Source organism: Pseudomonas sp. KCJK8993, assembly GCF_046230915.1.
Taxonomy (GTDB): domain Bacteria; phylum Pseudomonadota; class Gammaproteobacteria; order Pseudomonadales; family Pseudomonadaceae; genus Aquipseudomonas; species Aquipseudomonas piscis.
In genome coordinates, this window is the sequence record NZ_JBJJLO010000058.1 from 1 (window position 1) to 14,551 (window position 14,551).

Annotated in this window: 10 protein-coding genes; 1 reads left to right on the forward strand and 9 read right to left on the reverse strand. The window is 53.0% G+C overall.

Features of this window, described 5'->3' with window-relative positions; translation table 11 throughout:
* Positions 1–89: 89 nt before the first annotated feature.
* From ACK6AU_RS18300 to ACK6AU_RS18335, 8 genes are all read right to left on the reverse strand, one after another.
* A complete protein-coding gene (locus ACK6AU_RS18300) occupies positions 90–1,724 on the reverse strand; it encodes a carbamoyltransferase C-terminal domain-containing protein (RefSeq protein WP_409300518.1) in 1,635 nt (544 codons plus the stop codon).
* Positions 1,684–2,769 carry a SagB family peptide dehydrogenase gene (locus ACK6AU_RS18305; RefSeq protein WP_409300520.1) on the reverse strand — a complete coding sequence of 362 codons (1,086 nt, stop codon included), beginning with the start codon at positions 2,767–2,769 and terminating at the stop codon, positions 1,684–1,686. The genes ACK6AU_RS18300 and ACK6AU_RS18305 overlap by 41 nt, the downstream gene beginning before the upstream one ends.
* Positions 2,770–3,628: 859 nt before the next feature.
* Positions 3,629–5,596 (reverse strand): DEAD/DEAH box helicase, encoded by a 1,968-nt coding sequence (locus ACK6AU_RS18310; protein ID WP_409300522.1) that lies wholly within the window; start codon positions 5,594–5,596, stop codon positions 3,629–3,631.
* Positions 5,593–7,473, reverse strand: a complete 1,881-nt coding sequence (locus tag ACK6AU_RS18315) for a hypothetical protein (protein WP_409300524.1) — start codon at positions 7,471–7,473, stop codon at positions 5,593–5,595. Before ACK6AU_RS18315 ends, ACK6AU_RS18310 begins: the two co-directional genes overlap by 4 nt.
* Before the next feature lie 89 nt (positions 7,474–7,562).
* Entirely contained in the window at positions 7,563–9,479 is a 1,917-nt protein-coding gene (locus tag ACK6AU_RS18320) for a DNA topoisomerase (protein ID WP_409300526.1), read from the reverse strand.
* Positions 9,480–9,574: 95 nt separating this feature from the next.
* Positions 9,575–9,772 (reverse strand): CrpP family ICE-associated protein, encoded by a 198-nt coding sequence (locus ACK6AU_RS18325; protein ID WP_041774418.1) that lies wholly within the window; start codon positions 9,770–9,772, stop codon positions 9,575–9,577.
* A 625-nt stretch (positions 9,773–10,397) separates the two neighbouring features.
* Positions 10,398–11,495, reverse strand: a complete 1,098-nt coding sequence (locus ACK6AU_RS18330; RefSeq protein WP_085597425.1) for a polyamine ABC transporter substrate-binding protein — start codon at positions 11,493–11,495, stop codon at positions 10,398–10,400.
* 39 nt (positions 11,496–11,534) lie between these two features.
* The gene (locus ACK6AU_RS18335) at positions 11,535–12,359 is read right to left on the reverse strand and encodes a carbon-nitrogen hydrolase family protein (protein ID WP_085597424.1); all 825 of its coding nucleotides are present in this window, start codon (positions 12,357–12,359) and stop codon (positions 11,535–11,537) included.
* A 133-nt stretch (positions 12,360–12,492) separates the two neighbouring features.
* Between ACK6AU_RS18335 and ACK6AU_RS18340 the strand changes: the two genes are divergently transcribed.
* Positions 12,493–13,296, forward strand: coding sequence for a LuxR C-terminal-related transcriptional regulator (locus tag ACK6AU_RS18340; protein ID WP_085597423.1), 804 nt, complete (start codon positions 12,493–12,495; stop codon positions 13,294–13,296).
* Positions 13,297–14,038: 742 nt separating this feature from the next.
* On the opposite strand, the gene ACK6AU_RS18345 is transcribed toward ACK6AU_RS18340, so the two are convergent.
* Positions 14,039–14,545 carry a single-stranded DNA-binding protein gene (locus ACK6AU_RS18345; protein ID WP_409300530.1) on the reverse strand — a complete coding sequence of 169 codons (507 nt, stop codon included), beginning with the start codon at positions 14,543–14,545 and terminating at the stop codon, positions 14,039–14,041.
* Positions 14,546–14,551 lie beyond the last annotated feature (6 nt).

Consider the following 14,551-nt stretch of genomic DNA (forward strand, 5'->3'; position numbering starts at 1 on the left):
TGGGACCAAGAAAATAAGAAAGAAATCAATCCAGAGAGAAAGAGATGACAGGGCATTTATGGTTAGGAGCGCTCTCATATTGTTCATATTTATGCTTCTATCTTCAGGTAAATATCGTTCTCGAAAACAAATCCATCTAGATTATTTTGTACTGCAAAGGCTCTCAGGTCTGAAAGGCTATTTATAAAACCATAGCCGTTGAAATTAAGTGAGGTGTTACACAGTACGGCTATGCCTGTCTGTTCTTTAAAGGATTTTAATAGCTCATACATCATTTGGTTTTGATGATGTGATACAGATTGAGGTCTGGCTGAGCTGTCTGCATGAGTAACAGCTGGAATTGCAGGGGAGATTACTTTCCTAAATTCAAGCATGTAAGGAGAAGGGAATGCTGGGCTGAAATAGTCTTCCATATCATCTTCACAGCAGACAGGGGCAATGGGTCTGAATTTCTCTCTCAGCTTTATTGCATTAAGTCTATCTAAGTTATCCCTAGGGTATGGAGCTGCAATAAGTGATCGGTTGCCAAGAGCTCGAGGACCTAATTCGTAGCGTCCTTGAATCCAACCAAATATTGACCCTTTGCTGAGTAGAGAGGCTAAGCGCGAAGCGTTATAAGTCTCCCGAGTGAACCCTTCAACTTCTATAGTGTCCCGTAAAGGCTCTTCTCCTGAATAGGGAGACCAATGTATTTTTGCATTTCCACTAAAGAAGAATTGGGCGTCGATGGCAGTACCTATCGCCGAGCCGCTGTCATTAGTGCAGGGAGGGATAAAGACGTCTGAAAATAATTTACTCTCTATCCATTTTGTGTTCCAGTCACAATTAAGACCGCACCCGCCAGAGATAAGCAAAGGAGCGCTGCTCCTTACGTTTCCTCTTACGAAGGAAAAGAATACCTCATAAAGTGCATTTGAAAAGTGTGCGGCGAGAGTTGCAAAGCGTGGGTTGTTGACTCCGAGGTTATAGTACGGGCTATCTTTGAATTTATCTTTGTTAATGCAAGAAAAATCTAATGACCCATCCAGGAGCGTATTTATTATCTGTTGGCCTTCAGGGTCGATAGGCCCCTTGGAGCTGTATGCAGTTAAAGCCATCAGTTTCCCGGCGTCGCTCAAGCGTATTTGGCCCGCTCCAAGATTAAACAGTGGATCGGCAATCGCATAAAGAAATGCAAATCTATTTCCTGGGTGGTCTAAGATATTGCCAAGTTTGGTGATTTTGATATTTTCGTCGATATAATAAAATGAGCCAAAATGACCCTCCCATAGTAGAGCGTAACACGGTTGCCCCTGGGGAAATGGGGACATACCATATGCACATAAAAGGTGTGAGCGTTCATGGGAAGATGAGAAAAAATTGATTTCTTTACCCAGCGATTTTTGGGTTGTTATTTGTTGATTATCAAGACCAGAGTATCCTGCTCCGATTGGGCTCCCATCAGGGCTAGCTCCTTTACTCCAGCCACTCATGGCGATCACGTCTGGAGTTTCATTGCAAAGTTCTAATGCTTTAATAAAAGTACTAGGGGAGGCCCAGCCATATCGGTATCCATTATCTTTTTCAGCCTCTAAAGCAAACTCCAATTTTCCATTGTTAATTAAAGCTATGCTCCCATCATGGCCTTCCTTCATGCTAAGGATTTTCAATCCAGAATTGTTGTAAGTTTCTTTTGGAGTTAGCTCAGCTGTTTTCATCGAGTAACCTTCTAATAGTTCGATCATAACCACTGCCACTACCGTGCCCGGCACCCACAACAAATATTGCTTGTTCCTTCGGTTCTGTTAATTTAAGTAGATTGTTGATTTCTTTATCATGGAAATAACCTGTCAACCATGTTTGCAGACCTAAGGCTGTTGCGAGTAGCTGAAAAGTTTGAGATAGATGTCCTATGTCCATGAGCATAGGACGATAAGCCCTAGAGTGAGGATACTTCCACCACATTACATCGAATTTTGCAACGAAAAATATGGCGAAGGCTAAATCATCGCACCAGTGCTGGTTGCATAAAAGCGTGGATAACGGATCATTAGGTAGAGGGGATACCTCTTCTAAATAGTGTTCGTCATTTACATAGTGGTAAATGCCTGGAGTGATATCTTTAACTTTTCTTACCCATACATAACCTTCAGTAGCTTGAAGTCCCCCAGCAGAAGGTGACGTACGTCTATAACCAAAACGTTGCACTCCTACAGGTGAATCGTATTCGCCTCGATCCACTGCTCCGAGGGTGCCTCCAAGGATGGTTGAAAGTGATTCAAGGGAAATGTTTTCATCATAAAAATCTCTACAGGTTTGCCTTTTAACTAGTGTGTGCCATAGGCTCGCATTGATTAGTTCTTGATAATTTGGAGTTGGTAATAAACTTTTTGTTCCTCCTTTTTTTATTAGCACTTCCGGAGAAGAGGCATGGATTGATTGGCAAAAATCTAAATAGCTTTTAGCGTATTCTATATGTTGAGAAGGTTCATAGGGGGATGGTGCGTTCGGGTGTGATGTACCAATGTGATAGATCCTTGCCAGAAAATCCCAACCCCACTCCTCCTCATTAGACGGGCTATTGGTTAATATTCCTGCCTCAGTTATCGCTTGATCTACGTTATCTTGTTTGATCTCCGAGCCTTCAGCAAATTCAGACAGTCTCGCAAATTCTTCTGCAGATATTTCAAATTGACGATGGTTTCTAAAATCCCAAAGATATGGTTTGCCTTGTTTGAAGAATATAAATATATCGCTCGAAAGCCATTTTTTTATTTCATTGGTTTCCATAATCATGACTTACCAGTAAAGTAATATAGAGACGCCTAGCAATTTCTGCTAAGCGCCTGCTCAAGGTTTGTCAATGGGATTTCACAGCCTGCCGGCTAATGAGCTTCGAGTTGATTTCAGAGGGAGGGGAGAACTGAAACTGCGGAACCCTAACTTTTACTACGGAGAACGATGGGTTGGTATATGCGCTGTTGGATTGGTTCAACAAAGTTGGCTCAATCTTCACTTCTTTCATTTTCTTTTCCTCAGTTGAATTAACAATTGTCGCTTCCAAACGACGCTAACGAGCGTAGACCATGATTTCAGCAGGGCAAGAGAATTAAATTTTTTCGCTATACTCATTTGTTATATCTGCTGAAGCGTGATAGTGGTAGCGTACTGATATCGTTAAGCCTCTACGAGCCTTATGAAAGTGTTTCACTATCCACACTTTGCCCATCTAGAAATCATGAGAAATCATGGTGTTACATCGCTTTCTAAAATTTCCGCTTGCTCGCATATCACCTAAATCACTGGTCGCAAGCTCCCGAAATTTAGTGGTTAAATCAAACCGGGTATCTATTTAGGCCTAGGTGAAAATACCCGCCAGGCAAAGATGGCTCATGGCCATCTTAAGCAAATAATCATTAAGCAGTGGGGGACAACGACGTTGCCTATCTAAATACAATGCTAGTGAGGAAGAAATATTAGTCGCAATGCGTTACCAAAGGATGAGAGTGCCTTGCTAAAGTTCATGGCCATAGTTTGCAAGACGCTTATTTTGATCTGATGATCGCTGACAATTTAGCGCTTTCTTAACGTAATAATGGCCCAAAGAAAATATCTATTGGATCCTCACGCAGCTGTACCAGCAGGAGCCCTACGCTGTAATAGTCGCCGCGAGCACTGTTTTAGCCATTGCCTCCTGCTGGCCCTCGGGCTCGATCAGCTCAAGGCTGACCTGGCGTTTGGCTAACAGCAGTTCCCACAACTGTTGGTCAATGCTGGCCTCTATCAGCGGTATTTTGACAATGACCATGCGCAGCTGACCATTGCGATAGGCCCGGTCTTCGGCCTGATCTTGTTGACCAGGAGTCCATGGCAGTCCCAGGAAGAACACATAGTTTGCTGCGGTGAGGTTGTTTCCAGTGCCGGCGGCCGATGTGGTGCAGATGAACACACGGCACTCTGGATCCTGTTGGAACCGGTCGATCGCCTTCTGACGTTTCGCGGGTGAGTCGCTACCCACCAGGGTGATGTGGCCGATCCCTGCTTCTTCGCAGAGTGCTTTCAACGCGGCTACGGTTGGCTTGAATTCGCAGAAAAGGATGACCTTGTCGTCTGGGTCCAGCTCGCTGAGCAGATCCATCGCGATGCGGATCTTCAACTGCTCGAGATAGAAGCGCAGCGCTCCAAGCCGGGCGAAAATCGGTTTGTCCTCAAGGCGGATGACATCATATTGGTGCCGCTCCTCTTCGCTCATCGCAACCGCCAGGAGTTGTCGTTGCTTACCTTTCAGACCAGGTAAAACATCCTTGCGCCGGCGAAGCATCCAGTCCCCGAGTTGGGCTCGCAGGTTCTGGCGAAATTCTGGGCTGCCGGAAAATTGCTCACAGAAATCCTTGAGTGGTAGCTGGCCGATCGGATGCCCAGAAAGCCGCAACAAGGTGTGCAGTTCGGTTTCTCTGTTGAGGATAGGAGTACCGGTCAACAAGTAGCGGTTGGGGATCTTTGCTGCAATGTCGAAACCGTGACGTGTCCATAGCGCGGTCGGTTCTTTCAGGCGATGGGCCTCATCGATCACCATCACGGCATAGCGCTCAGCGACGGTCACGTAGTCTCCCAGGCGCTCGTAGTTGATGATCATCCACTGCGCCTCAGGGGCGAACTTCTGCTGCGCGACCGTAGCAGCGGGGTATACGGCGTGGATTTCGCGCTCCCAGTTGATGAGCAATGACGAAAGGGTTACGACTAAGATGGGTAGGCCTGCGGCCCTGATGTGGGCAGCAATCACCGCTTGGCGCGTTTTACCCAATCCCATGTCGTCCGCCAGCAGCGCGCTTGTGCGCTGTAGCAGATGAGCAATACCGGCAGGCTGATGGTCGAGTAAGGAATACCCCTCCAGGGCCTTGGAAATCGCCTGCGCAGAGTATTCGGTGCGCTCGATAGGCGACACGGCTGCCAGGTAGATCTCATTTGAGACCTCTTCGGTGGTGGTAGCCTCCGTAGCCTCTTGTGGAGGGCCTCCTAGGCTGATCCTAGGCATACCCTCTGCCGGTGCTACGGAACCATCGTCCAGAAGCTCCTGAACAATATCCAGGAGCTCGATTTGTTCTTCCGCGAGCCCTAGCTCCAAGATGAGGTTGCTTCGAACCAGCTCAGCGGAAGCATCGATGCGCCAGGACGTGGATTTTCCGAGAAACACCCCGCGCATTCGCCTGGCCACGGCCACGACGCCGGGATGGTAGTCACCTGACAGCAAGACTCCCCTTCCAGCCAGCGGCGCAATTCGCAGTTGCATGCCCCAGATGAACGCATCGCGCTGAGGAGATGCTTGAGCCTGTTCCAGTTTCTCTTGAAAGCTCTGCCAGGACTCTGTGAACCGGTCTTGGCCCAGCTCGATGAGTTCGTGGAACACCAGGTCGAGCTCGCTGTTGAGTTTGTTCTTGGGGATCCTCCAATGTCGGTTGAGCGGATGTTCGCCACGGCGGATGAAGAATCCACCACGACGGAGTAGCACCTTGTTTGCCCCTTCGATGAAAGGCATCTGAATCCCGAAGTCATAGCCGTCAAACACGGCTTTCTCAATGAGTACGGGCTGTCTGTTCATCATGCGAGGGCGGCTCATGCGCGGCCCACCAGGTGACGGTCAACCCAATTTGCGACCTCTTCCTCCAGCAACTCTTGTCTCGATGAGCGTGTATATCGAGCCATTCCTCGGGTCAGGTTCGGCCAGCTCAGATTGGAAGTGATTGCTCCTGAGTTCAGTTGAGTGAGAAACCAGTCAAAAGCTGTTTTCGCGGGAGTACCAGTTGAGACTGGTGCATTACGGTGGGCTCGTAATTGTGCGCAGAGAACCCTGGGGTTTTTCGATGAGGATGTAGTCTTTTTATCAATGCGTAGTTCTGCTGTAGCAAGGGAGTTGCTGTTGTGGCGTAGAGAAATTATTCGGCAGTCTCCCCTGTATGTGGAGTATTCGTAACTTCCCACGCAATGACGCATCCTGAGTTCTTCTTCAAATAAGTCATTTGGACAGAGAAGTTCAACGATTTCAATTCCGTTGGGGCAGGTGATAGGGCCGCTCAACAATAATGGTGGCCATTCGAAAAGTTCATCGGCTTCTTCCAGGGCTCCCAGTGCGTTATCAATCTGGGCGCGGATTCTGGGTAAGTCTTGGTGAAACAATTCAACCTTATTTGCAATCTCTGCATAATTGCTTCTAAGGAAGAAGTCACTGGCTTTTTTTCTCGCATCCTGTTTCTTGTGTTCGAGATTTCTATAAATCTCGGTGTAGTCCTTGATACCTGCAATTACATAGGGCCAAGTGAGGTCATTCCAGGAGGTCGGGCATCCTTTGAATAGTAGATTCAGATTTAACTTCTGCTGACTTACATGAGAGAGGATTTCATAAGGCAGTTGTTGGATAAGATCCAGAAACACTTTCCAGTCTGAGCGGTTCCGGGGCCGTCTATTACCGGCAGTCGCGCCGAGTAATAGGTGATGCCACCCAGCATTGCGACCCTCACGCTGCAACTGCGATAGAGCACCGCCTATGTGTCCAGGGCGACAGGTGCCGAGAAAGCGGATTGATGATTTGGGGGCCTTGAATAGCCAGGACAGAACATCAGAAATTGAGATCCCCTGGTCTGCGGCTGCGCCGATGAGGTTGGCTTCTGCACCTGGAGTGATTGTGCCGTGAGCAGGGGTCAACTCTTGTACTGTGGGCCAAGGTGGGGCTTCGTACTTGAGTTCTACTTGAGTTGGCCACAGGGGTAAATCGTCGCTGGAGTAGCTCAGGATGACTATCAGTGGAATCAAGACTGGTTGAGCTTTGAGCGCTTGGAGACGTCTGGTCTGATCGCCAGCGGCCAGCCAGTTATAGACCCTGGGATCAGGGCATCGAGCAGATCGAAGCGCAAACAAAATCGCAGGGTCAAGATGTGAGCAGAAGGCTTTGATAGAGCTTCCAATCTGCTTCATATAGAAGTTCGTGCGCGGCCGGGTGTAACGTCTGTGCGGCCCCCTCACTTCATCGCTCTGCAGCGTAACGCCTGCAAAAGTTTCACCAAGGTCCTCCTGGACAAGCTGCTGCCCCAAATGTCGAGCGCTCCTGCAGAACGAGGTCAAAACAGCACCGGCGCTTATCCTCCTCAAATTTTCAAGCCGCCCTGCCAAGCCCAGGGCTGCTCGGCTCGAGGGCGTACTCAGCGGGATCCGACTCTGCTTGGTAATGATTGCTGCCTTTATGGACCTACCGTCGAACCATTGCAGCATGCTACCGAGTCGACAGATCACCAGCGTTTGCCCCTGGTGCACAACCGATGTCGTCCAGCAGCGAGTTGAACTTGTAGAGCGCAGGTAGTCGCGCAAAAACTGGCGGCGTCGTGCTGCCGGGATGCAAAAGTGCTCGGCCCAGGTACTGGCTACCGCGACCTGCTTGGCCGAGTAGCACTTTAAGGTTGGGTCGGCTTCGAAAGGGTGGGTGGTGTCTTGCGGTGCTTCCATGGGCTCGCTCCTCGAGGAGCGAGCAGGTTCGCAGTCCGTATTGGACCCAAACAGCGGAAATGGATAACGGAAGGCCTGGGCATTCCTGGCTAGAGCCCTCTGGCCTTAGTCAGGTCGGGCTTTCCTTTGTTCGATGGGTAGCTGACCTTGCATCCCGTATCCCGGTACCCGGAACACGCCCAGAAGTCATACCCGCCTTCACCTCGTTTCTGTCGCCTGACCAGGTGCTTGCCGCATTTGCCGCACAGGTACTGATGTTCCGGCTCTGTCGTTGTTGAGGCGCTCGAGCGTGCTGATTGCATACGGAGTGAAGGAGCGTCTTTGAGCGATGACAGTTCCCTCTGCAGATGTTCGTAAAACTTGGAAACCACCGCGTTGTAGGTACTCTGGCCGTCAGCAATCTTGTCCAAAGCCCGTTCCATGCTGCTGGTGAACTGGGTCTGCACGAAGCTAAACCGGCCTTCGAGTTGGGCAATGGTCTGCTCGCCGAGCGGACCTGGTACAAGCTTTCGCTTCTCCTCAATCACTTGGGATCTGCTGGTGATGTTCTTGATGATCGAGGCGAAAGTTCCCGGCCGCCCAATGCCCTGACGCTCAAGCTCCTTGACCAGGCTGGCTTTCGTGTAGCGCGGCGGTGCCTTGGTTTTCAGGTTCAGCACTTCGCCATTCAGCACAGGCAAGATCTGCTTTGGCTCCAGCTTTGGGATCTCGTTGTTGGCTGCTTCAGCGCCTTCTTCATCCGTGTCGTCTCCCGCCAGAAGCTGCATCCATCCGCGGTAAGCAACAGTCCTACAAGATCCACTGAAACGCAGAGGGCGTTGACCTGGGCCTTTCGCCAAGAGCTTCACAATCCTGGCGTCATAGATGGCATCAGCGAGCTGACTTGCCAGAGCCCGGATCCGGATGAGCTTGTACAGCTGACGCTGCTCATCATCTTCCCCTGCAACCTCGTCCGCCCAGGTCGTTGGGGCGATCGCGGGGTGACCCAGTTGGGCTCCCTCCGCTGCCCTGAACTCCCTTCGCTTCTCAACCGCTGGTATACCAAGAGCTTGTGCAACAGCGCGGATGTCACCCATGACATCATCACCGACATTCGGGTTGTCTGTTCTGTGGTAGGTGATCACGCCCTGTTCATACAGCCTCTGAGCGATCTGCATGGTCTTGTCAGGGTCCCACTTCAACGCAACGCTCGCCGCTTGTTGAAGGGTTGAGGATATGTAGGGAGGGTAGGGGGCTCGGCGTTCCTTGGAATCTTCGCAGGACTCCACAATGACGTTCCTGACCCCGGCGACCTGTGCAGCCAGGGTGCCATCCTGCACATACGGGTGTTCCTTGGAGGCGAAGTCTGGAACGGTCACCCAGTCAGCCATCCAGGAGCTACTAGTCATTTGGTTCTGGAACTGCAGGCGAACGCCAAAGTGATGAACGACCTTGAAGTTGCGGATCTCGCGCTCTCTCAACACCACTAGGTAAACGGCAACCGACTGCACCCTGCCTGCTGTTGTGGGCAGTCCAAGCACCCTCCGTAGCTCACCAGTCACCAGATAGCCAACGAGCCTATCGAGGACTCGCCGGCACTCCTGGGAAGCCACCAGCTGGGCGTCAATCTTGCGCGGATTGGCCAGCGCCTCCTTCACCCGCGATTGGGTGACCTCGTTGAAGGCAATGCGCTTGTAGTCGCGGATCCGCAGTGTCTGCTGGATGTGCCAAGCGATACTTTCACCTTCCCGATCGGGGTCAGTTGCGATGTAGATTTCTGTTGCCCGGGCAAGAGCTGCGCGCATCGTCTTGATCCTGCCGGAACTCTTGTCCCTGATCGTGTACACGGGGCGCAGGTCCCTGAGCACCCCGGCAGTAATCATCGTGTCGTCGTGTCCCTTCTCGGGAAGATCCCGTATGTGGCCGCCACTGGCGACCACCTCCCAATGCTCGCCCGGCCGTAGTTTCTTGAGCATCGGGGCCAGCTTTTTCAGCTTGCCCGGCGCTTCGATGATCATGAGCTTCATGTACGTCCCCGTAGTCGTATTCAGGACGCACTGTTGCCTACGGGTAAACGGCCCACAACGTGAAAAGGGTTCTTGAGGAGGGCTTAATTTGTGGATCAGCTAAACGCAAATGTCAGCTGCTGGGCGCGCTTATACCCTTTCAACCAGGAGCTGAGCATGGCGGGGTGCTTGTAGGGGCAGGCATGTACAGGGAACCCTTTCTGCGCGGCTGCTGCTCCAGCGGCTTCGACAGTGGGGTGGGGATTGTTGAACTTACGCCTGTCAATTTTGACTCGGGCAGGCTGGTCAGTCATCACAGCTTCCTCTCGGTCGTGACTGGCGATCTACGAATAGAATGATCTTGCCAGCAGTAGGTTCGCGATGTGGCGCGATTTTTTGATTCAAGCGCTCCACATGCACACAAGCTAGACGTAGAAGGCCGAAGTTGCTAGCGAGAAAGAGTCCTTGAATAGGAAGGGATTTAACCGCGCTCTTGGGCAGCGCTGCTCGCAGCGTCCCTTTGGGTTGGGTAATTGCATTCCACCTGACCATCCGTTTGCATCTAATTTATTCAGCCCACTGAGTGTCCCCTAGCAGAAGTCGAGCGCAACGGCACCGTTAATACGGGTAGGTGCGGCTGTTCCTGTGACCGCTGACGGTCCGCATTGAGTCGGGTGTTGCCGTACTCGACACATAGCTGTCCTTCGCGAAGGGCAGTAGGCGCCCCATAGTTGCCCTTCACGAAGGACAGTTATCGGCCACAAGCAGACAAACGAAGGCGAGGGTTATCGGCCACCTGCTGCTTGCTTCTAATAGATTCAGGCGCAGATGGTGAACTACGAAGGCTAGTACAAAAGCCTCAGCATTGCCGAGGCTTTCATCAGACCTACCGAGCAGATGAGCAAGCTCACTCAGACCTCAAGATGTTGTTTTGTCCCATCAAGTGTCGTTCTTGATCCTGCTCCAAGTGCGGGTTCGTACACGCTCCAGCTTCAATGGCAGAGTTTCCAGGGGAAACAGGTTGTCCATGACTGACTGCGGTGGATACAACATTGGGTCGTTGCGCAAATGCTCATCAACTAGCGCAGTGGCAGCCTGATTTCCGTTTGGGTAGCCGACGTAGTTGGAGTTCTTGGCGATGATCTCAGGGCGCAGCATGTAGTCGAGAAATTTGTAGGCAGGCTGCGGATTGGGGGCGTCCTTGAGGACCACCAGGGTGTTGATCCACAGGGGCGCGCCCTCGCGCGGGATGCTGTAGGCCAGGTTGACGCCGTTGTGGGCGTTCTCGGCGTTGAGCTTGGCGCTGTAGACCGATCCACCCCAGCCGACCACGACGCAGATATCACCATTGGCAAGGTCGGTGCCGAACTTCGCAGAGTTGAAATAGCGAATGTAGGGACGGATCTCGTGCAGCAGCGCCTCAGCCCGCTGGTAGTCGTCTGGGTTCTTGCTGTTGCTGGGCAGCCCCAGGTAATGCAGGGCGATGGGGATGATCTCGACCGGCGCATCGAGCATGGCAACGCCGCACTGGCTGAGCTTGGCGATGTTGTCCTTCTTAAAGATCAGATCCCAGGAGTCGACCGGCGCGTTGTTGCCGAGCAGTTCGCGGACCTTGTCGATGTTGTAGCCGATGCCTGTGGTGCCCCACATGTAGGGAATCGCGTAGCGGTTACCGGGATCGTTGACCTCTAGTTTGCGCATCATGTTCGGGGCCAGGTGGGACCAGTTGGCGAGCTGCGAGCGATCCAGCTCCTGCAGCAGCCCGGCTTTAGCAAAGTTGGGCAGCAGATCGTCCGACACCACCACCACGTCATAGCCGCTGCGCCCGGCCATGAGCTTGCTTTCCATCACTTCGGCGTCATCGAACACATCGAGGATGGGGGCGATGCCGGTTTCCTGCTTGAACTCTCTAGGCGTTTCCGGGGCAATGAAGTCGGACCAGTTATACAGATGCACGCTGGGCGTATCTGCTTGCGCGTGACCCAGGCCGGAGAGCAAACCGACCAGGCTGAGGGTGAGCAAAGGTTTGCAATGCATGGTGATTCCTTGACGTGTTCTTATTCGAGGACCTGAGGATCAGGCGCGTGAGGGAATCAGCAGCTCGCGACGGCCGTCGGCATGGCGACAGTGTTCGCCGGGTAGGGTGAAGCGTCGGTCGACCTGGTAGTCGTAAAGCTGGCGAGCGCTGGCGATGCGCGTCATGTCCAGACGCAGGCTATGCCTACACTCTTCCTGGCCCGCCTCGAACAGCAGGTGGCCAAAGGGATCTACCACGGTGCTACCGCCAGCAAAGGTCAGCTCGTCGATACCTGGGCCTACCCGGTTCACCATGGCGGCGAATACCTGGTTTTCCTGTGCGCGCGCGGCCACCGCAGTGCGGTGTACGTAGCCATAGGGCTGCATGTTGCCGTCCGTGATCAGAAGTAGCTCGGCGCCCAGTTCGGCGAGGGCGCGAGCGCTCTCTGGGAACTCGCAGTCGTAGCAGATCAGTAGGCCGATACGCACGCCGCGCCACTCCACCGTGGTGTAGCGATCGCCGGCCTTCACCAGTTCGCCTTCACCGACCCACAGGTGGGTCTTGCGGTAGCTCAGGGCGATGCCGTCCGGGGTGATGAGTACGCTAGTGTTGTAGTAATGGCCTTGGTCGTTCTCGGTCAAGCCGACCACCACGGCGATATCGCGCTCGCGTACCATCTGCTGAAGCGTGCTCAGGCTCGGACCATGCAGTGGCTCGGCCAGGCTGGCGATGTTGTGCGGACTGGGGAAACCGGTGATCAGCGACTCAGGAAAAATCAGAATGTCGGTGTCGTCCTGGCAGGAGGCAATGGCTTCCAGCGTACGCTGCAGGTTGTAGGCAGTATCACCATCGCGGCCGGCCATTTGTACGAGCTCGAGTTTCATGAGCAAACCTTGTTGTTATGCGATTAGGCGTGGGCTCCGGAAACACCAAGACTTTCCGGAGGGGAGATGTAAGTATGTGTTTTCATTTTGAATTTCATATAACCCGGATTAGCTAACCCAGGGAGTATTAGACATGGGGCTGACCCTGCAGGATCTGGCGTGGCACCGCGCTGTCGGTCAGCTGATCGAGCGCCTTGATCACCCAGGCTTCTGGCTGGCATTGAGTCGCCTGCTGCAGGACTACGTACCCGCCGACAGCTGGGTCGTCCTGCTGTTCAGCCAGGGTCGCCCCCGGGTATTTGCCGAGAGCCCATATAAGGGGGAGAGCAGCGATCCGCTGTACTGCGACTACCTCAAGGGCCTGTATCTGCTCGACCCATTCTACATCGCCTGTCGCGAGCACCCCGGCAGCGGCCTGGTACGTCTGGCCGAAGTAGCTCCCGAGTGTTTCGAGCAAACCGACTACTACCGTCTGTACTTCACCCACAACGTGGTCGCCGACGAGGTGCAATTCAATGTTCAGTTGAATGCGGACAGCACCCTGTGCCTGTCTCTGGGCAGCAAGCTCCGCTTCACCCCCGAGCAGATCGCCCTGTTGGAATTGATCCGCCCTTGGCTAATCGCCTTGATGCGCCAGCGCATGGCCTTCGAACCAGAGCCTGCCGAGCCCGTGGCCGAGCAGATGGCGCAGGAGGCTGGAATGGAGATGTTCATGCAGCGCTTAGGCGCAGCGCTGACGTTGCGCGAAGTGGATGTGGTTCGCTTGATGCTGGCCGGCTGCTCAAACAAGGAAGTCGCGCGCAAGCTGGATATCTCTACCGAGACGGTGAAGGTTCACCGACGGCATCTCTACGCCAAACTCAACATCAAGTCGCAGCCTGAACTGTTCGCGCTGTTCATAAAGGCTCAGGGTTCGCTCAGCGCAACATCAACCTGAACCCTACCTGACCGTGCCTGCTAGGCCCATAAGTTTAGTTTGTCAGCGCACAGTGCCCGCTACTTTCGGCCGATAGAGACCTCCGGTCACAGGCTGCTACTGGGCGAAACCGGCCTGTCATGAACGGCTGTTAGTGGCCGATTTCTGTTAGTCAGTGCACACCCATTGTGTAGGTCAAATTCGATGCACACGAACGACTGCTGAAGCCGAATGCACATTGGGGGGCAAGTCTATGCAGTTAAGCATTTGATTACGCCTCATCCGTTCTTGTCGAAGTGGCTTCACGAAGTGCGCGGCGGATTTTTCCAAGGGGGCAGTGCCAGCACCGGAGCGCTCAGGAGTTCCTGTCTTGGTGGAGTGTTGCGGCCCGCAACACTCAATCCGAGCTGTCCTGCACAGGGATCTGACGCAGCTTGTCTACGAACTCTAGGGCTGTGAGTTTCCCGTCAATACGATCCTCAAGGATGTCCGTCAACAAGGCCTGCTGGTCCTTTGACAGCTTGCGATAGAGCTCCAGTAGGTCTGGTTCGCTGGGGTTTCGTTTATGAGACATGGGACCAATGTTCTGTCGAGAGATAACGGTGAAAAGCTCCCGCCACATCGGCTGCACGAAGAACGCCTCCAATGTCCCTATTGGAGGCGCAAGTGTGAAACAGGCGGGTTTATCGGTGAAGGATAATCACGGATTGACGTCCTTGTCACCAGAGGCTGCACGAATGGCGCGCCAAAATTAACGAGGGGGTCACACAGGAATATCGTCATCAAACCCATTGCCGTATTGGCTCAGGTCGTCAGTGTGTTGTACTTGTTGTTGGGCTGGGTTCTGCTGGCGTTCCGGCCTGCTGTTTTGCTGGGCGTTTTGCCGTTGGCTGGTATTGTTCGATTGCGTCATGGTCACCTGGTTAACCCGGTGAGGCAGGATGGCCACACGGTTCGCTTCGACCTTAAGCGCCCAAACATCGTCCCCAGTTTCTTTGTCCTTCCAGGTATCCATGATGGCTCGGCCAGTGACGACGACTCGCATGCCTTTGCTGAACAATTGAGCAAACCGCTCAGCATCGGGATGCCACCATTCAACGTTCGCCCAAAAGCCACCACGGTCCTTGAAGCCACCGGATCCGTCGGGAATCGAGTTGTCGAACATCACATTCAACCGCAGCAGTTGCCGCGGCTCGTTGTTGCCGTTGGAGAAGGATTTGTGTTCCGGCGGATTGCCGATGTTGCCTTCCCAGACTACGGGAGTACCCATGGTGTC